Here is a 23,339-nt window from a genome sequence, read left to right on the forward strand (position 1 = left end):
TCTCACCGAACTAAGGGGCGCTCATGTACGAGCTTGCAATCATTGCCGTCATCGTTCTCTTCGTGATCGCCGCGAGACAGCAAAAGCGGCTGAACCGCGTCGAGGCGGACCTCGTTGCACTGCGTAAGTCTTATGAGGAAGGTGCCCGGCCGGTCGTTGCCGCCGTGGAGGCAGCCAGCACGCCTTCCGTTTCGGAGCCTGCCGAACCGCTTTCGGTGGAAGAGCCGGTTGAAGCAGGGGGTGCCGTTCCTCCCGAAACGGACGATGCCATCGAAGACGCCGATGGACCATGGGTAAAGACAGCCGTAGCGGCGAATGCAGAGGCTGAGGACGTCGCTGCGTTGCCAGTCCCGGAAAAGGCCAGACGCGACATAGAAACCGCGCTCGGCACGCGCTGGGCTGTCTGGGTCGGTGGTGTCGCGCTGGCGCTCGGCGGGCTGTTCCTGGTGCGCTACACCATCGAGGCCGGCATATTCGGTCCCCGCGTGCGCCTCACCATGGCAGCCCTGTTCGGCATGCTGCTCGTCGCGGCGGGCGAATTCGTGCGCCGCCGCGGCTGGAAGGTGCCGGTGGCCGGTGCTGCCGCTGCATACATACCGGCTATCCTCACCGCCGCCGGCGCATTCACCCTGTTCGGCGCGGTGTTTGCCGCCCATTCCGTCTATGGCTTCCTCGGGGCGGCAAGCGCCTTCTTCCTGCTGGGAGTTATCGCGGTCGCAACCATAGTCGCGGCGCTCGTCCACGGACAGGCGCTCGCCGGCATCGGACTGCTCGGCGCGCTGGCGACGCCTGCTCTGGTGTCCAGCCAGTCACCCAACGCCTGGGCGCTGTTCGGCTATCTGGCAATCGTTCTGGTCGCGGCCGCCATCATCGCGCGCATGCGCCGCTGGCGCTTTCTCATCTCGGCGGTTTTCGTCGGCACAGGCATCTGGACGCTGCTCTACCTTGGAACCGTCCCGGTTCAGGCCCCCATGGTCGTCACCGTGTTCAGCGCCGTGGTCCTTGCCGTGCTGGTCTTCATATGGCTTTCCGGACCGGCGGACGAAGACGACAGGGCGGACCTGGTGTCCATCATCCCGGCCTTCTTTACCGGTGTGACCGCTCTTTTCATGTTTGTTCTTGCCAGTGCCAGCCCGTGGCAGCCGGCATTCATCGTGGCGATGATGGTAGTGGCCGCGTTCTGGCGTCCGGCATCTGTCGCGACCCTTCATGCCGCCGGTATCGTCACCGTGCTTGCTTCCATTCAGATGATGCCGGTCTTCGACCTCTATGCCGGATGGTCTGCAGGCCCGGTCATGATCGATGGGGTGGCGCGCATGGTTCGGGGCGGCTTTACCCTGCCGGTCAGCCTGTTCCTCGGGTTGCTGTTCCTCGCTGCCGGTTTTGTTGCCGCGCGCCGCCATCTGCTGCGCTCGCCATGGTTGTCCGCCACATGGGTTTTCTGGGCCGTGACCGTGCCGCTGATGCTTCTTGTTTCGTCGTGGGTGACATTCGGCAACATCGATCAGGACTATCTGCGTGCGGGCGTGGCCTTGCTCCTGTGCCTTGGCTTCGTGGCTGCCGGAGAATGGCTGGCGCGCGCCGAACAGCCGCCGCTGACCGGCGGCGCGGCGGTTTCCTGTGCGCTTGCCGGGGCAACGGCGGCTGCGCTGCTGTTCCTGCACATGGGCTTCGGTTCCGGCATGACAACGGTGCTGGCCGGTGCTTTTGTGGTGATCCCGGCTCTGGCCACACGGCATCGTTCTTATCCGGTGCTGGGCTGGCTTTCCGCGGCGGCCCTCGTCACCGTGCTCGCCCGCGTGGCGTTCGATCCGACCATCGTGGGAACTGAGTTCCTGTCGCGCACGCCGGTGTTCAACTGGCTGCTGCCCGGCTATGGCGTGCCTGCTCTGGCATTCGGCCTTGCGGCCTGGCAGCTTGCCCGCACCACCGCCGGGCGTCCGCGCCTGATCATGGAGGCCGGCTCCGCGCTGTTCGCGCTGCTGACCGTGGCCATGCTGGTGCGCCACGCCATGCATGGCGGGGTGATCTCCTCCGGCGCGCCGACACTTGCCGAACAGGCGATCTACACGCTGATCGCGCTTGGCGCCGGCGGCATTCTCATCTCGCTCGACATGCGTTCGCCGAGTTCCGTCCTGCGTGTCGGATCGCTGGCGGCCGGCGTGGTGTCGGCGCTGTTCATCTGCGGCCAGCATTTCATTGCCCTCAACCCGCTGGTCACCGACGAGTCGACCGGCCGCATTCCGGTGTTCAACCTCTTGTTCCTCGCCTATCTGCTGCCGGCCGTGGCGGCCTTTGCGCTGGCCTGGTATGCGCGCGGCAAGCGCCCCAAATGGTATTCGGCGATGCTGGCGCTCATGGGCGCGCTGCTTGCCTTCGCCTATGCCACCCTGTCGGTGCGCCGCCTGTTCAAGGGCGAGTACATTGCCTGGTGGAGCGGCATGGAGCAGGTGGAAACCTATTCCTATTCGGCACTGTGGCTAGCCATGGGCGTGGTTCTGCTGGTCGCCGGCGTGCGTTTCGGCTCGCAGGTGCTGCGCATCGCATCGGCCGCGCTGATTTCGATTGCGGTGCTCAAGGTATTCCTGTTTGATATGTCCGAACTGGAAGGTGTGCTGCGGGCCCTGTCCTTCATCGGACTTGGCGGGGTGCTGATCGGCATCGGCCTGTTCTATCAGCGTCTGCTGACGCGCTCGGCGGCAGTGGGGCGCAGCGAGGTCTGAAGCAATGGCTCTCGAACTCTATGCCCATCCGTTTTCCTCTTTCTGTCAGAAATCGCTCATTGCGCTCTACGAAAACGGCACCGCGTTCGACTATGTGATGCTCTCGCCGGAAAACCCTTCGGCGATGGAAAGGCTACAATCGCTGTGGCCGGTGGCGAAGTTTCCGATGCTCATGGATGAAGGCAAGCCCATACATGAGGCCACCATCATCATCGAGCATCTGCAGGCTTTTCACCCCGGCCCGGTGCGCCTCATACCGGAGGATCCGAAGCTTGCCGTAGACGTGCGCTTCATGGACCGCTTCTTCGACAACTACATTTCCACGCCGCAGCAGAAGCTGGTCTTCGACGTGCTGCGCGCGCCCAGCGAGCGCGACCCGAAGGGCGTGGAAGATGCAAAGAGCATGCTGGAAAAAGCCTATGGCTGGCTGGACGGCCACATGGTCGGCCGGGAATGGGCCGCCGGTGACGGCTTCAGCCTTGCCGACTGTGCGGCCGCACCTGCGCTGTTCTACGCGGACTGGTCGCATCCGATCCCGGATCAGTTCGCGAATGTACGCGCCTATCGCCAGCGGCTGAACGATCGTCCGTCCTTTGCCCGCGCCATAAATGAAGCGCGCCCCTACCGCGCCTTCTTCCCGCTAGGCGCGCCTGACCGCGACTGAGCCGTTTCCGCGCAGCTTTTCCAGCGTACCGAAGCGTTTCAGGAATGCTTCCTGCGCGAAGGTGACGGATCGCGGCGTCACGTCGAACCTGTCGGCGCTGATCCCGCGCGGCCGCCCGAAGAACTGCGCTGCCTCCGCCGTCGAAAAGCCGGCAAGCAGCGTCGCCTCGAAGTAGGCGGCCACCTGATCGGCGCGCTTGATATCCTTGACAAGGCCGGCGGACAGAACGGCCGGCAGCGAAAAGCGCAGGTGGATCGCGCGTTGAAGCCGGTGTTCGCATTCCTTGTAGCCGCCGCCCACCACAGACTTGAAGGGCGAGATCATGTCACCGATCACATATTCGGGCGCATCATGCAGCAGGGCTGCCAGCCGGGCCTCGGGCGAGGGTGTCCTGGCCTGAGCGCAGAAGATCGCCTCGACCAGCAATGAGTGCTGGGCCACCGAAAAGGCGTGAGAACCGATGGTCTGGCCGTTCCAGCGCGCCACCCGCGCCAGTCCGTGGGCTATGTCCGAAATCTCGATGTCGAGCGGAGAGGGATCGAGCAGGTCGAGCCGGCGGCCGGACAGCATGCGCTGCCAGGCACGCGCTGGTGCTCCGGCGCGGTCGGCCATCAGCCATTCTCCGCAGCAGTCGCGCCTTCCGGGAAGGTAAATTTCGCCCAGCCGGGTATGGTAAGCCTGACCGGGATGCCATCGGCGAGGATTTCCCTGCCGTTGTCGATGGCGCTCTTCACCCGGTCGATCCGGGCAATGGCCAGGCCCTGTTTGCCGGATACGGAACCCAGCGCGCCGACAGGCTTGCCTTCCACGGTAAGCTCCGTGCCGGGTGCGGGCAGGGGGGCATCGGCAGAAACGAGCAGGACTCGCCGCCGCGCCGTGCCGCGATGCTGCATGCGCGACACCACTTCCTGCCCCACATAGCAGCCCTTGCCAAAGCCGACACCGCTCATCTGATCGAGCAGCACGTCATGCGGGAAGGCGTCACCGAGCTGGTAGTCTGCGCCGCTTTCCGCCACCCCGCCGGCGATGCGCAACGCATGCCATGCGGCAAGATCGCCGCCGTCCCCGGAGCCTTGCTCCGCGCCATAGATGCGCACGACATCGCCTTGCGGAAAACGTGCATCGCGCAGTGATGTTGAATCGGTCTCTGAAGATGCTGAATCATCTTGCCATGCGACAGTTACAACTGCTTGTTCCGGCTTGGAAATTTCAGCCTTGGTGCGCAGCTTGTACATCAGCATCCGGCGATGGAAGTCGGCGCCAACATCCGCACGGCATTCGAGCCGGAACGCATCCGGTCCTGCGCGCGAGATCAGGAAATCGAACAGGATCTTGCCTTGCGGCGTCAGCAGCGCGCCGGGCCTGACCTCGCCGTCCGCGAGAGCCTCGACATCGACGGTGAGGATGTTCTGCAGAAAATGCTCTGCTTCGGGGCCGGCGACGGTGATGACGGCGCGATCTTCAAGACGGGCGATGGGCATGGACGGAAACGAGCCTTGAGTCTGCAAAGGATCGCCTCTAGGTAGTCCTCCCGTCGCGCGCCCGCAAGCGGGGGGAAGGTCCGCTGCTGCCATTCCGAGGCCGCAGCGGGCTTTCTCAAGCTTCAGTCGCCGGCCACGAAGAACGCCCAGCGTCCCTCCGGCGTGATTCCGAGGCGATAGAAGATATAGGCGCCGAACTGCTGCATGTCCTCGTAGTCGCCGGCGGTGACGATCTTGAACAGCTCGACCCGCTGGCGCGGATCCAGCTTTTCGAGCGGCACGGCGAAGAAATAGGGCCAGACATAGAGTTCCTGCGGCGTGCCGGCTTCCGTGTGCACGAAGCCGGCGCTAAGCACCTCTTCCATGATCGCCAGAATTTCCTGGCCCTCGCTGTCTCCCGACAGCCCCTTCAGGAATTCGATCGGATCGCCTTCGACTTCGGTGAGGGAAAGCTGCGTGCCACTGTCCCCGGTGCCGACCAGCGGCCTCAGCCTGTTGATGTCGCCGGTCTTGCAGGCTTCGAGAATGAGGCCGTGCATCCGCCGGACAGGTTCAGGCAGGCGCTGAAGATCGTAGATGATCTCCGGCAGGGGGGCGTCCCCGGCGTTTCCGGCCTGCCCGTCGTCATCTTCACCATCCTGTGAGGGCGATTGCGCGTCACCCGGCTTCTCCGCGCCGCCGGACGGCGGCTGGGAGGTGTGGATCGGATCGGGGATCGGGACCGTCGCGGGCGATGAGTCGCCTGAACCGGCTGGTGCGGAAAGAGGCGGAGGCAGTTCTTCGCGCTTGATCTCGCTGAGTGCAGAGGCGGATGGGATCGTTGCTACAAGTGCCGTGGTGGTCAGCACTGAAAAGCCCAGAGCACATACGGCAAGCCTGAGCACAGAGGTCTTGCCGGAAAGTCGAAGTTTCAAGGTCCGCATCTCCATGTCCAGCCGGATGATGCCTCACCGCGCCAGTTGCGTCAAAGTCCGTATCGGCTTCGGGACAAGACTTGCAGATAAAGAAGCTGTGGGGAAGCGTATGGAGCGGGCTCAGGCCCGATACGATTCGGAAGCGGTATCAGTGACGCATGCGATGCGGCTCGAAAGCGCCGCCGATCACCTTTTCGCGCATTCGGTCCAGCATGCTCAGCGCCGCCTTCTCGCCATTGGCGCGCAGCATCTCGCAGAATGCGGTCTCCAGCGCAGCCTCGGCGATGATCTCAGGCTCGATACCGGCCGAAAGGCCTTCGGCCCAGGCTTCGTTATGGCTTTCGACGGCGGTCAGGCGTTTTTCTTCCCTGACGATGGCGTCGATGTCACTGATACTGTGTTCCATACGCAACACTCACCCTGTTCAAGCAACGATCCTTCAAATTAGGATCAAAGTTGAAACGTCCCTTTAATGTCCCATTAAGACTTCTAGCATGCCTTCCCGGATTTGTGCGGGCGCTTTGCCGGAAAAGTTAATGGTTTCCTAATTGCCGTAGCGCGAGGCGATGTCCCGGGTCAACGCCTCACCTTCCTTCATGTACCGATTGATGGCCGCCGTGGCCGAAGGCGTGCAGCTTTTGTAGGTTTCGCCGAAACTGCGATAGCCCCGGTTGAAGGATGCGATGAAGCGCGCGCGCCGCTCCGGATCGGGATTTTCCGATTCGAGCAGCTTTTCCATGCTGTTGCGCCACTCCGAACCGTCCTCACCGCACAGATTGCGCAGGAAATGCAGCGAGCCGAATATTTCGGCAAGGCGCATGAGGCCGGGCTCGAAAGGGGCTTCCGCCGCGGGGACAGGCGTGGTCGCCAGCATGCACGAGATGGAAAGGCAGACGGCAACGGAATGGACAAGGCGTTTCATGATGCTGCCTCGCCGGACAATATGTCGCGCACCGGCCTGGTTCCGGCGAGCAGTTCCTCGGCCACTTCCATCACCGAAGCGGCCAGCGGCAGGGCGCGCATGTCGTCCAGCGAATAGAAGGCGGCACTTGCGGCGTCGTCGCCCGCCACCGCTTCGCCACCCGCATAGGCGGCCGCAAACACGGTCAGACGATAGTCGACCGGATGGTTGTCGGAAGCGCCGTCGATGAAGATGGTGCGCACCGGCCTGTAGCCGGTTCCCTCCAGCGCTGTTTCTTCCACCAGCTCGCGGCGCGCAGCTTCTTCCGGCGTCTCGTCCGGCTCCTGCTTGCCGCCCGGAAAGGCATAAAGACCCTGAGAGGGCGCCCGGCCGCGCTTCACCAGCAGCACAGTGTCGCCGCGCACGAGCGCGACGGATACGGCTGGGATTTCCGGCAATGTCGTCATCTCGCCAATGTCATCATGTTGCAGCTGCGCCGAACTGTTCTTGTGGAAGGAGCGCCTGTGGCTGCTTTAGCGGTTGCACGCGCCCTGATCCATGCCCACCTTGGCAATACAGCAGAAAAAGGGTGCATTCATGTGCGGGCGCTTTGCGCTGACAGCAACCGCCGACCAGACCGCCGCTTTTCTCGGTGTTGGCGAGTTGCACGATTTTCCGACGCGCTACAACATCGCGCCGACACAGCCGATCCTGATGGCGCTGGCGGCTCCCACGCGTCCGCCCGGCTCCAACCTGCCTGATCGCGAGGCTTTGCTGGTGCGCTGGGGGCTGATCCCTTCCTGGGTGAAGGATACGCGGGGCTTTCCCCTGCTCATCAATGCCCGCTCGGAGGAGGCGGCCACAAAACCCTCGTTCCGCACCGCGATGCGCCATCGGCGCGCTCTGGTGCCGGCCTCCGGTTTCTATGAGTGGAAGCAATCCGGTACGGGGAAGGGGCAGGCTTACTGGCTGCGCCCGCGCGATGGCGGCCTCGTCGCTTTCGCGGCGCTGATGGAGCCTTACTCGGAGCCGGGCGGATCGGAGATCGATACGGGAGCCTTGCTCACCACTTCCGCCAATTCGGCAATTGCGCATATTCACCATCGCATGCCGGTCGTGATCGGGGAAAAGGACTTTGCGCGCTGGCTGGATTGCCGCACGCAGGAACCGAGGGATGTGGCCGATCTGATGAAGCCGGCCGATCCGGATTTCTTCGAAGCTGTCCCGGTCTCCAGTCTTGTCAACAAGGTGAGCAATACGGGGCCGGAAATACAGGAAGAAGTCAAAGAGCAGAAAGCTGTTCCCGAACAGGGGGAGCCTTCCAAAGACAAGTCCGGCCCGGAGAGCTCCGGCAACAAGAAGCCGGGTGACGCGCAGATGTCATTATTTTGACCAGATAGTAAAAATCCGGCCATCATGCAGCTGCGCAAGCCTTCGCCATGATGAGCGCTGTCAGGACCGCTGCGTGGCGGGCCTGAATAATCACGCCGGGCGCGGCGAGATAAACTTCTGGACCGGCTTCTTCTTCTTGGTCATGTGCATGAGCGCGGCTGCAACGGCTGCCGGGCCGATGGCGCGGTACTGATTTGCCAGAACCGGTCGTTCAGGTTGCTTTTGCTGCGGCTTTTTCGACATTTTTCTTCCCCGATGCCGAGATTAACTTGTACTTCCAGTAAATGATACCTGATTCCGTCGAAATAGTGGCGTGACGGTGCGTTCTTTTGGGCTTCTTTCAGGCTCTGATTACATGTTTAATAAAATCTTTCATTGTTGCCGCTGATGGGTGCCTGCCCTGCATTTTCGTCGGGCGTTGCGGCTTGACGGCAACAGAATCGAAGGCGATAAAGCCCGCATGAAGATGTCCTTCGCCATTTGTGGCATTTCGATTATTGGCTAGCCGCGCGCTGGCCCGGACGTTTTCGCCCCATCTTCCTTTCAGATCGGACAAACGACCCGGCCAGCAGGCTGAAGGGCAACCGCGTGTCTGATTGAACCGGCGATGCCGGGAAGGGGAAGAATGTCTGCAACAGCCAGTGGCCTGCGCCTGACCAACACGCTCACCCGCACGAAGGAGGTTTTTTCTCCGATCGATGCCTCGAACGTGCGCATGTATGTGTGCGGCCCGACCGTCTACGACTTCGCCCATATCGGCAATGCGCGCCCGGTCATCGTCTTCGATGTGCTTTACCGGCTGCTGCGCCACATCTATGGCGCGGATCACGTCACCTATGTGCGCAACATCACCGACGTGGACGACAAGATCAACGCGCGCGCCCTGCGCGATTTCGGCGATGATATTGCCGCCGGCCGCCTCACCCTCAACGACGCCATCCGCAAGGTGACGGAAAAGACCGCCGACCAGTTCCACAAGGACGTGAAGGCGCTCGGCTGCCTGCCGCCCAATTTCGAGCCGCGCGCGACCGAATTCGTCCAGCCCCGCGATGACGGGCGCACCGACATGATCGGCCTGATTCAATCTCTCATCGAACGCGGCCATGCCTATGAAGCGGCAGGGGAAGTTCTGTTCGACACCGCCTCCATGCCGGATTACGGCGAGCTTTCGAAGCGCCCTCTGGACGAGCAGCAGGCGGGCGCCCGCATAGCCGTCGATACGCACAAGAAGAACCCGCAGGATTTCGTTCTGTGGAAGCTTTCTTCGCCCGAAGAGCCGGGCTGGCAGAGCCCCTGGGGCCGCGGCCGGCCGGGCTGGCACATCGAGTGCTCGGCCATGTCGTCGGCCTATCTCGGCGAGATCTTCGACATCCATGGCGGCGGGCTCGATCTGATCTTCCCGCACCATGAGAACGAGATTGCCCAGTCGCGCTGCGCGCACGGCACGTCCGTCATGGCCAATTACTGGATGCACAACGGCTTCCTGCAGGTCGAAGGGCAGAAGATGTCGAAGAGCCTCGGCAACTTCTTCACCATCCGCGAACTGCTGGAAACCGATAGCTTCGGTGGCCGCGAATGGCCGGGCGAGGTGCTGCGGCTGGCCATGCTGATGACGCATTACCGCGAGCCGATCGATTTCGCCGTGCGCAAGCTGGAGGAAGCGGAAAACACGCTGCGCAAATGGAAACGCGCCGCCGATCTGGCTTCCGCTTCCGCCGCAGAAATTCCAGCCGAAGTGGTTGCCGCGCTGTCGGACGACCTTGCGACCTATTCTGCCTTCCAGTTTCTGACGCAACTGGCGGGAGACGCGATCGATGGCGATGAAAGCGCCGCTGCTTCGTTGCGAGCCGCACTTGAGTTTCTCGGCTTCGATGTCAGTGCCGAAGTGGACAAGGCGGCCGTGGATGAGGCGATTGCCGCCCGCCTTGCCTTCATTGCACAGAAGAACTGGGCCGAGGCTGACCGCATCCGCGACGAATTGCTGGGGCAGGGCGTGCAACTGAAGGATGGCAAGGACCCTGCCACCGGCGAACGTATCACGACATGGGAGGTGAAGCGATGATCGACCATACCGGAATAGCAGTGACCGATTTCGAGGCCTCGCGAAAGTTTTACGATGCGGCGTTGGAGCCGCTTGGCGCTTCGCTGGTGATGACTGTGCCCGAGGAGTTCACCGGTGGACTGAAGGTTGCCGGCTATGGCTATGACCGGCCCCAGTTCTGGCTGCACGAGGCGAAGGAGGCAGGCCCCGGCCGCCATTATGCCTTCACCGCCGACAAGCGCGCGGAAGTCGATGCGTTCTACGAGGCCGCGATGGCTGCTGGCGGAACCGACAACGGCGCGCCGGGCGTGCGCGAGCACTATCATCCGAATTACTACGGCGCCTTCGTTATTGACCCTGACGGCAACAATATCGAGGCCGTCTGTCATCATCCGGAGTAAGCGTCGATGAGCCTCGACAACAAACCGGTCTGGGCCGGCGGCTGTCAGTGCGGCGCGGTGCGGTTTCGCGTCGAGGGTGCGCTGGGTGATGCGTCCGTCTGCCATTGCCGCATGTGCCAGAAGGCGTTCGGCGCGTTCTATGCGCCGCTGGTCTCGGTGGACGAAGCAGGCCTTCGCTGGACGCGCGGCGAGCGAAAGGTGTTCCGCTCCTCTAATCTGGTCGGGCGCGGCTTCTGCGGCGATTGCGGCACGCCGCTGACTTACGAAGCGCCGGATGGAATTGCGCTGGCCATCGGTGCTTTTGACGATCCGTCGGGCATCGCGCCCGTCATCCAGTTCGGCATCGAGGCAAAGCTGCCCTATGTGGATACCGTTTGCAGCCTGCCGGGCAGGGACACCATGGAGGACGAGCAGGCGGTGGAATTTCTTGCCCGCATCGTCTCCTTCCAGCATCCCGATCATGACACCGAAACATGGCCTGCAAAGGACACGACCATATGAGCACGGAACTGCGCGGCCTTTATCCGGAGATTGAACCGTTCGAGACCGGAATGCTCGATGTCGGCCACGGTCACACCATCTATTGGGAGCGTGTGGGCACGAAAGGCGGCAAGCCGGCCGTGTTTCTGCACGGCGGTCCGGGCGGCACAATCTCGCCAAAACATCGGCGGCTGTTCGATCCGGCGCTCTATGATGTGATCCTGTTCGACCAGCGCGGCTGCGGAAAATCACTACCCAACGCCTCGCTGGAGGCCAACACCACATGGCATCTGGTGGCCGACATCGAGCGGCTGCGGGAAATGTGCGGCTTCGACAAATGGCTGGTGTTCGGCGGATCGTGGGGCTCCACGCTGGCGCTTGCCTATGCGCAGACGCATCCCGAGCGGGTCAGCGAACTGGTGGTGCGCGGCATCTACATGCTCACGCGCGCCGAACTCGAATGGTATTACCAGTTTGGCGTCTCGCAGATGTTCCCGGAGAAATGGGAGCGGTTCGTCGCTCCGATCCCGGAAGAGGAGCGCGGTGACATGATCGCCGCCTATCGCAGGCGTCTGGTCGGCAGCGACCGCACGGCGCAGGTGGAAGCGGCGAAGGCATGGAGCATCTGGGAGGGCGAGACCATCACGCTGCTCCCCGAGCCCGAGACCAGCGACCCGTTCGCCGTGGACGACTATGCGGTCGCCTTCGCGCGTATCGAGAACCATTATTTCGTCCATGCCGGGTGGCTGGAGGAAGGGCAGTTGCTGCGCGATGCCGGCAAGCTGAAGGACATTCCCGGCACAATCGTTCATGGCCGCTACGACATGCCGTGCCCGGCGCATTATGCCTGGGCGCTGCACAAGGCGTGGCCCAGGGCCGAATTCCATCTGATCGAGGGGGCAGGGCACGCCTATTCGGAGCCCGGCATTCTCGACCGGCTGATCCGTGCCACCGACGCATATGCAGGCAAGGCCTGAGCGCAGGAATTTCTACCAACTTCCGGCCGGAATCCGGTTCGGGGGCAGGCAAAGAGCAGGGCTATGAAAGAGCGACTTTACCTCTACGATACGACTTTGCGTGACGGCCAGCAGACGCCGGGCATCGATTTCTCGGTCGAGGACAAGATCGCCATTGCCCGCATGCTGGACGAGTTCGGCCTCGACTATGTTGAAGGCGGCTATCCGGGGGCCAACCCGACGGACACCGCATTCTTCACGGAGAAGCGTACACAGCGTGCGCGCTTTTCCGCCTTCGGCATGACGAAGCGGGTCGGCGTCTCTGCCTCGAACGATCCGGGTCTGGCGCTGCTTCTGCAATCGCGTTCGGACGTGGTCTGCTATGTCGCCAAAAGCTCACAATATCAGGTGCGCGTGGCGCTGGGCTGCACGGACGAGGAAAACCTCGACGCCATCCGCGCTTCCGTCGAGGCGGCGATCGCCGCCGGCAAGGAAGCGATCATCGATTGCGAACACTTCTTCGACGGCTTCAAGGCCAATGCGGATTACACGCTGGCCTGCGCCCGCACCGCCTGTGAGGCGGGTGCGCGCTGGGTGGTGCTGTGCGACACCAATGGCGGCACCCAGCCGGCGGAAGTGCGCGAGATCGTCGGCAAGGTCATCGCGGCCGGCATTCCCGGAAGCCATCTCGGCATCCATGCCCATGACGATACCGGGCAGGCGGTGGCCAATTCGCTGGCCGCGGTGGAGGCCGGTGCGCGGCAGATTCAGGGAACCCTTAACGGCATCGGCGAGCGCTGCGGCAACGCCAACCTCGTCACCCTGATCCCGACGCTTGCCCTGAAGCCAAACTATGCGGATCGCTTCGAGACCGGGATCACGCCGGAGCGGCTGGCGACGATCGTGCATCTGTCGCGTTCGTTCGACGAGCTTCTGAACCGCGCGCCCAATGCGCAGGCGCCCTATGTCGGCGCTTCTGCATTCGCCACCAAGGCCGGCATCCATGCCTCGGCACTGGCCAAGGAGCCAAGCACCTACGAGCATGTCGAGCCCGAAAGCATCGGCAACCGTCGCAAGGTGATGGTGTCGGATCAGGGCGGCAAGGCCAATTTCATCGCCGAGCTGAAGCGGCGCGGCATCGAGGTGTCGCGTGACGATCCGCGGCTGGATACGCTGATCGCCATGGTCAAGGAGCGGGAGGCGGAAGGCTATGCCTATGAAGGGGCCGACGCCAGCTTCGAGTTGCTGGCCCGCCGCACGCTTGGCACGGTGCCGGATTTCTTCAGCATCGAAAGCTTCCGCTGCATGGTGGAGCGCCGTTTCGACGTAAACGGCCAGATCAAGACCGTTTCCGAAGCCATCGTGAAAGTGGTGGTGGAGGGGGAGGTGCGAATGTCCGTGGCTGAAGGGCATGGCCCGGTCAACGCGCTCGATATCGCGCTGCGCAAGGATCTCGGCCGCTACCAGAGCGAGATCGAGGATCTGGAGCTTGTCGATTACAAGGTGCGCATCCTCAACGGCGGCACCGAGGCCATCACCCGCGTTCTGATCGAATCGCAGGATGCAAGCGGCGCGCGCTGGTGGACGGTCGGCGTGTCGGACAACGTCATCGACGCATCGTTTCAGGCTCTGATGGATTCCATCGTCTTCAAGCTGATGAAGAACCGCGAACTCGCCGGGCTGGTTGCCGCCGAATAGGGAAGGCTCGCGCTGCCTGCGTTGATCCATCAACGAAAGACGATTGAACCATGAGAAGTTTGAAATGGTTCTGTCCGTCGGGCGGGTCCATATGGTCGGAATGAGCATTGAAGCGATTGAAAAGCCGGGTGAGACCGACGTGACTGCCAGACGCGGCTTCGCGCTGGGGCTGGGAGCCTATTTCCTGTGGGGGCTGCTGCCGATCTATATGAAATGGGTGGCGCATCTTCCGCTGATGGAGGTCATCGCCAACCGCGTGGTCTGGTCGCTGCCGATTGCGGCTGCCGCTTTGGTCTGGCTCAGGCGCACGGCAGACTTCAAGGTGGCGATCCGCTCGCAGCGCCTGATGGCGATGGCAGCCCTCACAGCCACCATCATCACCTTCAACTGGAGCCTGTATATATGGGCGATCGCCACTGATCGCGCGATCGAAACAGCGCTTGGCTATTACATCAATCCGCTGGTGAATGTGCTGATAGGCGCGGTGATGCTTGGAGAGCGCCTGAACAGGGTGCAGACGCTTGCGGTTGGGCTCGCCGCTGTCGCTGTCGCTGTCCTCACTTATGAGACCGGCACCTTGCCGTGGGTATCTCTGGCGCTGGCATTTTCGTTTGCCGCCTACGGCTATCTCCGTAAAACGCTGCCGCTGGGGCCCAGTCAGGGGTTTCTTCTGGAGGTCCTGATACTTTCCGTTCCGGCTTCCATATATCTTGTGTGGCTGAATGCGAGCGGTGCCGGACACATGGTTTCGAGCAGTTGGCCGGATACGCTGCTGTTGCTTGGCTGCGGCCCGATCACTGCGATTCCGCTTCTGATGTTTGCCTTCGGCGCCAAGGCGCTGCGCCTGTCGACGCTGGGGCTGATGCAATATATCGCCCCGACCATGGTGTTTCTGATTGCCGTGTTCGTGTTCCACGAGCCGTTCGGCAAGGCCCAGCTTGCGGCGTTTGCACTGATCTGGGTTGCGCTTGCGATCTACACCTGGTCGACCCTGCGGGAAAACAGAGCCGCTACATCTTCTCGATAATCGACGGTACGCCCTCGGCGGGCGTACCTGTCGCCGATGCGGCCGACAGGATGGTTGGCACGATGGCTTCGACGTCTTCGACGACGAGCGGGCGCACGTGGTGCGCGGTATGGATGAAGCCTTCATCGCGCATATGGTCGAGCAGCGCGATCATCGGGCTCCAGAAGCCGCCGATGCTGGCGAAGACCATGGGCTTGCGGTGATGGCCAAGCTGAGCCCAGGTCATCATCTCCACTATTTCCTCGACAGTGCCGATGCCGCCCGGCAGCGCGACAAAAGCATCCGACTCCTCGAACATGCGCTGCTTGCGCTGGTGCATGTTGTCGGTGATGACAACCTCGTCCAGCCGGTCCAGTCCGGTTTCGGTTGCTTCCTTGTTCATGAGGAAGCGCGGAATGATGCCAAGCACCTTGCCGCCCGCGCGCATGGAACCCTCGGCCACCGCACCCATGATGCCCTTCGTGCCGCCGCCATAGACGAGACGCAGGTTGGACTGGGCCAGAGCGCGACCGAGCGCGCGCCCGGCTTCGATATAGGCTTTGTCGTTGCCCGGAGAAGAGCCACAGTAAACGCAGACGGATCGAATCGTGTTCATAACGGATTGGTGCTAGGGCTTTGTGTATGGGTCAACCCTGTTCCTGTGTTTTTCTTGTCGGTACATGCAAAACAGGCTAGATCGCAGCGGAACAGGATCTTCCGGACTGTACCGGTAAAGGTCTTGCGCCGACGAAGATCGGGTGTGATCGGATGTCATCACGCGACCGGGGACAGAGGGGCCGGACAGGACAATGAAAAACAATGGGCTGAAGGCACTTCTGTTTGCCGCTGCCGCCGCTCTTGTGGCGGTCTTTATCGGCTATCTTTCCGGCGCGCTGGACAGCTTTCTGGGACGCACTCCCACCGAGGTAGCGCAACCGCAGGCAACAGGTCCGGCAGCCGAAACGGACGGCCCGGCTCAGGAAGCGGAGAATAAGGCCGCGGCTCCTGCCACCAGCGAGACCGCACAGGCGGGTGCGGAGGTGCAGGCACCTGTCGATGCAGCCGTCGGTGAGCAGGCTTCCTCGCCTCAGACTGAAACCTCAGAGATAACCGTTCCAACCTTTGATGTCCTGCGCGTCGAAGGCGACGGTTCCGCCGTTGTTGCCGGAAAGGCCGTGCCGGGGGCGACCGTCGAGCTGTTCGACGGTACCTCCGTGCTCGGTAAAGCCGTCGCCGGTTCCGATGGCGCCTTCGCTATCGTGCTGGATGATCCGCTGAAATCGGGCGATCACCAGATCGTATTGCGGGCCACGGAAGGCGACAAAACCGTCTCGACCTCTGTTCAGACCGCCGTTGTTTCCGTTCCCGGCAAGCCCGACGGCCAGGTTCTCGCCATGGTCGAGGAGCCCGGCATGCCCGCACAGCTCCTGACCGTGCCGCAGGCAGCTCCCGCGCCGGGTCAGCAGGCGTCTTCGGACGCAACCGCTGAGGCACAGCCTGCCGGTGAAGCCGGCGAACAGGCGTCCGCTCAGCAGACTGCGGCCGGGACAAGCGGTGACGATCAGCCCACTGCACAGGAAGAGGCCGTGCAGCCGACTGGCGTGCCGAGAATCGTCGTCGAAGCCGTCGAGATCGATGGAGCGAAAGTTTTCGTAGCTGGCCGTGCCGATGCCGGGCGCAAGGTTCGCATCTACGCCAACGAAATCCTGCTGGGCGAAGCCCTGACTTCGCCGGACGGTCATTTCCTTGTCGAGGCCAGCAGGGACCTGCCGGTCGGTGAATACAAGATCCGCGTCGACGGGCTCGATTCGGCGGACAGCGACAAGGTCGTCGTCCGGGCCTCGGTGCCGTTCCAGCGTGAGCCCGGCGAAACGATCTCCGCCGTTGCGTCTTCCGAAACCGGGCAGGGCGCTGCGCAGACCGACCCGTCGTCCGCGCCGAAGCTTGAACATGCCGATGGTTCGGTCATCATCCGCCGGGGCGACACCCTGTGGCAGATTTCCCGGCGCATCTACGGCCACGGCACGCGCTACTCAACCATCTATCTCGCCAATCAGCAGCAGATCAGCGATCCCAACCGCATCTGGCCGGGGCAGGTGTTCAAGCTGCCGCAGGAGACGGACAGCGGCGAGAAAGCCGATTTCGATGCGCTTGGCGACCGCGTGACCGTTCCAACCGGGAACTGAGCCTGCCTGCCGGGCAGGCGTTCCGGCAGCGCTTTCTTTCGGAGGCGCATTGCATAGATGATTTTCATCGTATATCGTCGATGTACGATGAAAGAATCCTCTCAATGTGACGCCGATTATCGGAAGCTGGGTGACGCCGAACTGGCCGCCCGGCTCGGTGCGCTTTCGCATCCGGCGCGGATCGAGATTCTCCGCTGTCTGGCGAGGGCCAGTTCCTGCTGCTGCGGTGAGGTGGTGGGCCGTCTCGACCTCGCGCAATCGACCGTCTCCCAGCACCTCAAGGTTCTGGTGGCCGCCGGTCTGGTACGCTTCGAGGCCGATGGTCAGCGCTCGCGCTATGCCATCGACCGCCCGGCATTGCAGGCGGTCGCTGAAATGCTGGCCTGCTTCGCATCCTCCTGCTGTTCCGATGATTGTTAGCTGCCGAAAAAAGCTCCGGCGCGCGACAACTCTATTTCATGTAAGGCATTCAATTCGTGAGTGAAAAAACAGTTTCCGCCGATTCCGGCTCAACCCTGAAAACGCTGGTCAATCTGTGGCCTTACATGTGGCCGTCGGACCGCGCCGACCTCAAGGCCCGGGTGATATGGGCGACCGTGCTGCTGGTCGCGGCGAAGCTGACGCTGATTGCGGTTCCCTACTTCTTCAAATGGGCGACCGACGCGCTTGCCGGCGATGCCAGCGCCCCGCCGCTGCTGCCGGCCGTGCTGGCAGGGCCGGTGATGCTGGTTGTTGCCTACAATGTCATCCGCATCATTCAGGTCGCTTTCAACCAGTTGCGCGATGCGCTGTTCGCACGGGTCGGCCAGCATGCGGTGCGCCAGCTTGCTTATCGCACCTTCGTCCACATGCACCGCCTGTCACTGCGTTTCCATCTGGAACGGCGCACGGGCGGCCTTTCGCGCATCATCGAGCGCGGCACCAAGGGCATCGAAACCATCGTGCGCTTCACGGTGCTGAACAGCGTGCCGACCGTGCTGGAATTCGCGCTGACCGCCATCATCTTCGCCGTCGCCTATGGCTGGAAATATGTGGCTGTGGTGGCGCTGACGGTGCTGCTCTACACCTGGTTCACGGTCAAGGCGAGCGACTGGCGCATCGATATCCGCCGCGACATGAACGACAGCGACACCGACGCCAACACCAAGGCGATCGATTCCCTGCTCAACTTCGAGACGGTGAAGTATTTCGGCAACGAGGCCATGGAAGCCGAGCGGTTCGACCGCTCTATGGCCCGCTATGAAGTCGCCGCCACCCGCATCTGGACATCGCTCGGCTGGCTGAACTTCGGTCAGGGCGTGATCTTCGGCATCGGCATGGCGGTGATCATGGCCATGTCGGCAATGGAGGTGCAGGCCGGCACTCACACCGTCGGCGACTTCGTGTTCGTCAACGCCATGCTGATGCAGCTTTCCGTGCCGCTCAACTTCATCGGCTTCATCTATCGCGAGATCCGGCAGGGGCTCACCGACATCGAGCAGATGTTCGATCTTCTCGATGTCGAGGAGGAAGTCATCGACAGCCCGGCTGCCGTTCCCCTCGCAGTGGCGGCGGGCAAGGTCGAGTTCCGCGACGTGCAGTTCGCCTATGAGCCGAACCGCCAGATACTCAAAGGCATCAGCTTCGAGGTTCCGGCCGGAAAGACGGTGGCCATCGTAGGCCCGTCGGGGGCGGGCAAGTCGACGATTTCGCGGCTTCTCTTCCGCTTCTACGATGTGCAGTCCGGCTCCATCCTCATCGACGGACAGGACGTGCGCGAGGTTACGCAGGAAAGCCTGCGCGCCGCGATCGGCATGGTGCCGCAGGACACGGTGCTGTTCAACGATACCATCGCCTACAACATCCGCTATGGCCGCATCGGCGCTTCCGAGGAGGAGGTGCGCCGGGCTGCCGAGCTGGCCCAGATCGGCGGTTTCATCGAAGCTCTGCCCGAAGGCTACGACACCATGGTGGGCGAGCGGGGACTGAAACTTTCCGGCGGCGAGAAGCAGCGCGTGGCCATCGCCCGCACCATTCTCAAGGCGCCGCCGATCCTCATCCTCGACGAGGCGACCTCGGCGCTCGACAGCCACACCGAGCAGGAGATCCAGTCTGCGCTCGATCTGGTCAGCCGCGGCCGCACCACCATCGTCATCGCCCACCGCCTGTCCACAGTCATCACGGCCGACGAAATCATCGTCCTCAAGGCCGGTCGCATCGAGGAACGCGGCACGCATGCGGCTCTGCTTCGCAAGGGCGGCCTTTATGCCTCGATGTGGGATCGCCAGCGCGAAGCCACCGAGGCCGAGGAGCGTCTGCGCATTGCCCGCGAGACTGACGAGATGGGCGTCATCGTCAGGCAGCGCACGCCGGAGGTGATCTGAAAGTGCAGGGGAAGGGTTCTGTGCTGACATATTGTTTCATTGCGACACGGAGGCGTTTCGGCTAGAGAGGCCGCATTGAAACGGAGCCGGTGTAGCAACGATGCAACTCCTCGACACGATAAAGAAGACATTCGTGCCGATCCATCGCGAGGGCTATCCCTTCATAGCCGTCTTCGCCGTGGTGACACTGGCGATGGGCTATTTTTCCGGGTTCCTGCTGTGGGTCGGAGCTATACTCACGGCATGGTGTATCTATTTCTTCCGTGACCCTGAACGCGTCACGCCGGTTGATGATAGTCTGGTGATCAGTCCCGCCGATGGCGTCGTCACAGCGGTCGGCCCTGCGGTGCCGCCGCAGGAGCTTGGTCTGGGCGGCGCTGAAATGACCCGCATCTCGGTGTTCATGGACGTGTTTTCCTGTCATGTGAACCGCGCGCCGGTGCGCGGCCGCATTACCCGTATCGAGCATCGTCCGGGCCGCTTCATGAATGCCGAGCTGGACAAGGCGAGCAGCGAGAACGAGCGCAACGGCCTCGTCATCGAAAGCCCGAACGGCACGGTGGCGGCGGTGCAGATCGCCGGTCTGGTGGCGCGCCGCATCCTGTGCTGGGCCGAGACCGGTTCCGACACCTTGGCCGGCGAACGCTTCGGCCTGATCCGCTTCGGTTCGCGCGTCGATGTGTATCTGCCCGAAGGGGCGGTGCCGCGTGTCGCTATCGGCCAGACGGCTGTCGGCGGCGAGACGGTGCTTGCCGAGTTCGGCGGCAAGGAGACCGCGCCCGTGGTACGCGCGTCGTAGACCGGTCCGATGACCCCACCCTACAGGAAATTCGAGCCACACGGATCCGGGGGACCCCGCATCCGCGAAATCCCCTTGCGGATGGTGTTCCCGAACCTGCTCACGGTTCTCGCCATCTGCGCCGGCCTGTCCGGCATCCGCTTCGCCTTTGAAGGACGGTTCGAGACGGCGGTGGTCATGGTGCTGATCGCCGCCTTCCTCGACGGGCTGGACGGGCGGGTGGCGCGCCTTCTCAAGGCGACTTCCAAATTCGGCGCACAGATGGATTCCATCGCCGACATCGTCAATTTCGGTGTGGCCCCGGCCTTGGTGCTCTACGCTTTCCTGCTCGACCGCGCGGGGTCGCCGGGCTGGATCGCGGCGCTGCTCTTCACAATTGCCTGCGGCATGCGCCTTGCCCGCTTCAACGTGCTGGAGGAAGCGCAGGACAGGCCGTCATGGCAGGCTGAGTATTTCGTCGGGGTTCCTGCTCCTGCGGGGGCTGCGGTGGTGATGCTGCCGCTGTACCTCTCCTTCATCGGCTTCGAGCCGACCCGCTATGGGGCATTCCTCGCCACTGGCTTCACCGTCATCGTGGCCTTCCTGCTGGTCAGCCGCCTGCCGGTCTATTCGGGCAAGAGCCTCAAAGTGCCGGGCGACCGCATGCTGCTGGTCATCCTGGCCATCGTGCTCGTGTTCCTGCTGCTGGTCAGCTATCCATGGTACACGCTCACCGCTTCGGTCATCGGCTATCTCGTTTTCCTGCCGCTCAGCGTTCTGGCGTATTCCCGCCGCGCCAAGCGGGAGGGAGAGACGGAACTGCCGCCGGATGTGGATGCCCGCATAAGCGAGTGACCGAAACTCACGAAGCGCTCACAGGCGGAACCGGCCGCGCGGGCTTCATTTTTCCTAATCAGATGTTTTTGAAATGCAGCTGCAGCGGCGTGAGCCTTGCCAGCGTGGCCAGAGCGTTTCCAGGAAATGTGGAAACATTCTTCCGGTTCGGAAACGCGACAAACCAAAGACTTGGAGCCTTTCAGTGATTCCGTAAAACAACTGAACGGCTCCAGAAAACCTACGCCGCGTTTCCGGCTGCCAGATGCCGGATGGCAAGTTCGCGGGTGGCGCGATAATCCGTCTTGCCGGAACCCAGAACCGGAATCTCTTCTACTTTGACGATGTCTCCCGGCACCGCCAGTTCGGCCAGCCCCGCCTGCTTGCCGAGCTTGCGCAGGCTTTCCGGATCGGCCGCCGCCGCGGTGGTGACGAGCACGATACGCTCTCCGCGTTTGGCATGTGGCACGGACACCACCGCGTGGCTCTCTTCCGGCCACAGCGACTGCACCAGCATCTCGATCGCCCCCAGCGGCACCATCTCGCCGGCGATCTTGGCAAAGCGCGCTGCCCGCCCCGTGATGGTGATGAAGCCTTCGCGATCGACCTTCACGATGTCACCGGTGTCCTGCCACCCTGATGGCAGGGGCTGGATTTCACCCGGACGATCCGCCGACATGTATCCCATCATGACGTTGGGGCCGGAAAGAAACATTCTCCCGCCTTCGGCGATACCTTCCACGGGCTCGATACGCATCTTCATGCCGGGCAAAAGCCGCCCGACCGTGCCGTCGCGGTTATGGATAGCGGTGTTGACTGCGGCGACGGGCGCGGCTTCGGTAAGCCCGTACCCCTCTATGATCGCGGTGTCGAAGCGCTCGCGCCAGACGCGGCGGGTCTCCGGCTTCACCGCTTCCGCTCCCGCCACGACAAAGCGCAGGCTCGAGAAGTCGCCCTCGGAGGCGGTGCGCGCGTAGTGGGCGAGGAAGGTGTCGGTGCCGAACATGACGGTCGGCTTCAGCCGCCGGGCAACCTGCGGGATCAGCTTGTAATGCAGTGGCGAGGGATAGAGGAACAGTCGCATGCCGGCCACCAGAGGCAGGATGGTTCCCGCCGTCAGGCCGAAGGAATGGAACATCGGCAGGACGTTCAGCGCCACGTCCTCGGTGGTGATGGTAATGCGGGCTTCCGCCTGCATGGCGTTGGTGATCAGGTTGCGGCTGGACAGGACCGCCGCTTTCGGCAGCCCTTCGGTGCCGGACGTGAACAGGATGACCGCAGGCTTTCGTGCATCCTGCCTGCCAAGCGGATAACGCCAGAGCAGCGCAGCCGCCAGCTTGTCCATGGCGGTGATGCCGGCTTGCAGGTCTTCCAGCCACACCAGCTTCGCGCCCGCCTCTTCCACGGCATGGACGATGTCGCCGAGTGCCGCCTTTTCAACGAAGGTTCGCGACGACACCACAGTGCGGATGACGGCCATGCCCACGGCGGCGGAGACATTGGCGGGGCCGGAGGTGTAGTTGATGAGCGCCGCCGTCCGCCCTGCACTGGAAAGGCCGAGCAGGGTGAGCACCGCGCCAGTCGTGTTGGGCAGCATGATGCCGACAGCTTCGCCCGGTTCGACAAGGGCTGAGAAGCGCTTGCCCAGAATATGCGCGCCGCCAAGCAGCGCGCGATAGCTCAGGCTGCTGCCGGTGGCGTCTTCCACGGCGATGCGGCCGGGCCCGAAGCGCTCGGCGGCGTCGCGCACCGCCTGAAACACGGTAAGAGCCGGATCGGTGGCGGCAAGCCGGGCCTCTGCCATTCTGTCGAACAGGGCATGTGCGTTTCTGGTGGCGGGGCTGCCGTTGCGGGCGACCAGTTCTTCCGCGGTCATCGGTTCGAGCACCGACATCGAAAGGGGGGGAAACCAGCGCCGGGGCGATGGGGATCTGCCATCGATCTGGAAGGGCAGGAGATTGGCGTTGCCGATGAAGATCGGCACGATGCGCGCGTCCGCCTGCATGGCGATGCGGATCACGGCCCGATAAAGCCGGAAGGAGCGGGTATCCGGCTCGACCGCCGCCGGAATGTAGACAGCCAGCCGCCCCTTGCCCCTGAGCACCCTTACCAGCCGGCGCGACACGAAAACATGCTCGGCATTGAAGGCGATTGTGCGGGCGAGCTCCCGCCATGGTTCGAGCCACAGCGATCTGGCCGAATAGGGATCGAGAATGTGCAGCGTGTTTTCAGGCAGCAGCGACAGCATCAGCGCCGGGTCGAGGCGCGACTGGTGGGTAACCACATAGATGACGGGCGCTGTCGCCTCCGTGGCGATACCGATCCGCGAATCGGAGATGCGGTAGATGAGCTTCAGCGGTGCATAGAGGATGGCCTGCGAAAGGCTGAGTCCCAGCCGGAACTTCTCGACTATGGCAGTCAGGCCCCAGATCAGGGCAATGGCAGCCAGCAACGCGAGGATCAGGACCATATGCGGTGGTGCTCCGGCCTTTGTTCTTAGATCGCCCTGCGTCCATTCGGA

General features: G+C 62.9%; 23 protein-coding genes. 14 read left to right on the forward strand and 9 right to left on the reverse strand.

The features are described from left to right. Positions 1–23 precede the first annotated feature (23 nt). Entirely contained in the window at positions 24–2,723 is a 2,700-nt protein-coding gene (locus tag MIC97_RS00295; protein WP_239798393.1) for a DUF2339 domain-containing protein, read from the forward strand. 4 nt (positions 2,724–2,727) lie between these two features. After that, on the forward strand, positions 2,728–3,387 hold the full coding sequence (locus tag MIC97_RS00300; protein ID WP_239798394.1) for a glutathione S-transferase family protein: 660 nt from the start codon (positions 2,728–2,730) through the stop codon (positions 3,385–3,387). Here the strand turns inward: MIC97_RS00300 and MIC97_RS00305 are convergent. The 6 genes from MIC97_RS00305 to MIC97_RS00330 all read right to left on the reverse strand — a co-directional run bounded on the left by MIC97_RS00305 (position 3,364) and on the right by MIC97_RS00330 (position 7,150). Beyond that, on the reverse strand, positions 3,364–4,002 hold the full coding sequence (locus MIC97_RS00305) for an HD family hydrolase (protein ID WP_239800983.1): 639 nt from the start codon (positions 4,000–4,002) through the stop codon (positions 3,364–3,366). The genes MIC97_RS00300 and MIC97_RS00305 overlap by 24 nt on opposite strands. Beyond that, positions 3,999–4,868: a folate-binding protein YgfZ gene (locus MIC97_RS00310; protein WP_239798395.1), complete on the reverse strand. Its 870-nt coding sequence runs from the start codon at positions 4,866–4,868 to the stop codon at positions 3,999–4,001. The genes MIC97_RS00305 and MIC97_RS00310 overlap by 4 nt, the downstream gene beginning before the upstream one ends. A 122-nt stretch (positions 4,869–4,990) precedes the next feature. After that, entirely contained in the window at positions 4,991–5,728 is a 738-nt protein-coding gene (locus MIC97_RS00315) for a hypothetical protein (RefSeq protein WP_239800984.1), read from the reverse strand. A gap of 202 nt (positions 5,729–5,930) precedes the next feature. Next, positions 5,931–6,188 (reverse strand): hypothetical protein, encoded by a 258-nt coding sequence (locus MIC97_RS00320; RefSeq protein ID WP_183828878.1) that lies wholly within the window; start codon positions 6,186–6,188, stop codon positions 5,931–5,933. Positions 6,189–6,326: 138 nt separating this feature from the next. Then, a complete protein-coding gene (locus MIC97_RS00325; RefSeq protein WP_275592307.1) occupies positions 6,327–6,704 on the reverse strand; it encodes a TIGR02301 family protein in 378 nt (125 codons plus the stop codon). Continuing rightward, positions 6,701–7,150, reverse strand: a complete 450-nt coding sequence (locus MIC97_RS00330) for an NUDIX domain-containing protein (RefSeq protein ID WP_239798396.1) — start codon at positions 7,148–7,150, stop codon at positions 6,701–6,703. Before MIC97_RS00330 ends, MIC97_RS00325 begins: the two co-directional genes overlap by 4 nt. 130 nt (positions 7,151–7,280) lie before the next feature. Here MIC97_RS00330 and MIC97_RS00335 point away from each other — a divergent pair, with 130 nt between their 5' ends. Next, positions 7,281–8,075 carry an SOS response-associated peptidase gene (locus MIC97_RS00335; protein ID WP_239798397.1) on the forward strand — a complete coding sequence of 265 codons (795 nt, stop codon included), beginning with the start codon at positions 7,281–7,283 and terminating at the stop codon, positions 8,073–8,075. Between the two features lie 90 nt (positions 8,076–8,165). On the opposite strand, the gene MIC97_RS00340 is transcribed toward MIC97_RS00335, so the two are convergent. Beyond that, complete coding sequence (locus tag MIC97_RS00340; RefSeq protein WP_239798398.1) at positions 8,166–8,318, reverse strand: hypothetical protein; 153 nt, start codon at positions 8,316–8,318, stop codon at positions 8,166–8,168. 382 nt (positions 8,319–8,700) lie between these two features. Here MIC97_RS00340 and cysS point away from each other — a divergent pair, with 382 nt between their 5' ends. From cysS to rarD, 6 genes are all read left to right on the forward strand, one after another. Further along, positions 8,701–10,137 (forward strand): cysteine--tRNA ligase, encoded by a 1,437-nt coding sequence (gene cysS, locus MIC97_RS00345; protein ID WP_239798399.1) that lies wholly within the window; start codon positions 8,701–8,703, stop codon positions 10,135–10,137. Further along, entirely contained in the window at positions 10,134–10,517 is a 384-nt protein-coding gene (locus MIC97_RS00350; protein WP_239798400.1) for a VOC family protein, read from the forward strand. Before cysS ends, MIC97_RS00350 begins: the two co-directional genes overlap by 4 nt. A 6-nt stretch (positions 10,518–10,523) precedes the next feature. Further along, positions 10,524–11,018: a GFA family protein gene (locus MIC97_RS00355; RefSeq protein WP_239798401.1), complete on the forward strand. Its 495-nt coding sequence runs from the start codon at positions 10,524–10,526 to the stop codon at positions 11,016–11,018. Then, a complete protein-coding gene (pip, locus tag MIC97_RS00360; protein ID WP_239798402.1) occupies positions 11,015–11,974 on the forward strand; it encodes a prolyl aminopeptidase in 960 nt (319 codons plus the stop codon). Before MIC97_RS00355 ends, pip begins: the two co-directional genes overlap by 4 nt. Positions 11,975–12,037: 63 nt before the next feature. Next, entirely contained in the window at positions 12,038–13,651 is a 1,614-nt protein-coding gene (gene cimA / locus MIC97_RS00365) for a citramalate synthase (RefSeq protein ID WP_239798403.1), read from the forward strand. Positions 13,652–13,751: 100 nt separating this feature from the next. Next, positions 13,752–14,678, forward strand: a complete 927-nt coding sequence (gene rarD / locus MIC97_RS00370) for an EamA family transporter RarD (protein ID WP_239800986.1) — start codon at positions 13,752–13,754, stop codon at positions 14,676–14,678. On the opposite strand, the gene MIC97_RS00375 is transcribed toward rarD, so the two are convergent. Beyond that, entirely contained in the window at positions 14,662–15,273 is a 612-nt protein-coding gene (locus tag MIC97_RS00375) for a TIGR00730 family Rossman fold protein (protein WP_239798404.1), read from the reverse strand. The genes rarD and MIC97_RS00375 overlap by 17 nt on opposite strands. A gap of 193 nt (positions 15,274–15,466) precedes the next feature. Between MIC97_RS00375 and MIC97_RS00380 the strand changes: the two genes are divergently transcribed. The 5 genes from MIC97_RS00380 to pssA all read left to right on the forward strand — a co-directional run bounded on the left by MIC97_RS00380 (position 15,467) and on the right by pssA (position 20,839). Then, entirely contained in the window at positions 15,467–16,843 is a 1,377-nt protein-coding gene (locus MIC97_RS00380) for an Ig-like domain-containing protein (RefSeq protein ID WP_239798405.1), read from the forward strand. A gap of 87 nt (positions 16,844–16,930) precedes the next feature. Continuing rightward, a complete protein-coding gene (locus MIC97_RS00385) occupies positions 16,931–17,263 on the forward strand; it encodes a metalloregulator ArsR/SmtB family transcription factor (protein ID WP_239798406.1) in 333 nt (110 codons plus the stop codon). Positions 17,264–17,319: 56 nt separating this feature from the next. Then, positions 17,320–19,206 (forward strand): ABC transporter ATP-binding protein/permease, encoded by a 1,887-nt coding sequence (locus MIC97_RS00390; RefSeq protein WP_239798407.1) that lies wholly within the window; start codon positions 17,320–17,322, stop codon positions 19,204–19,206. A 100-nt stretch (positions 19,207–19,306) separates the two neighbouring features. Next, positions 19,307–20,005, forward strand: coding sequence for a phosphatidylserine decarboxylase (locus MIC97_RS00395; protein WP_239798408.1), 699 nt, complete (start codon positions 19,307–19,309; stop codon positions 20,003–20,005). Between the two features lie 9 nt (positions 20,006–20,014). Further along, positions 20,015–20,839, forward strand: coding sequence for a CDP-diacylglycerol--serine O-phosphatidyltransferase (gene pssA / locus MIC97_RS00400; protein ID WP_239798409.1), 825 nt, complete (start codon positions 20,015–20,017; stop codon positions 20,837–20,839). A 220-nt stretch (positions 20,840–21,059) separates the two neighbouring features. Here the strand turns inward: pssA and MIC97_RS00405 are convergent, their stop codons facing one another. After that, a complete protein-coding gene (locus MIC97_RS00405) occupies positions 21,060–23,288 on the reverse strand; it encodes an AMP-binding protein (RefSeq protein ID WP_239798410.1) in 2,229 nt (742 codons plus the stop codon). Positions 23,289–23,339: the final 51 nt, after the last annotated feature.

It is taken from the genome of Aquamicrobium sp. NLF2-7 (genome assembly GCF_022359935.1).
Taxonomy (GTDB): domain Bacteria; phylum Pseudomonadota; class Alphaproteobacteria; order Rhizobiales; family Rhizobiaceae; genus Mesorhizobium; species Mesorhizobium lusatiense.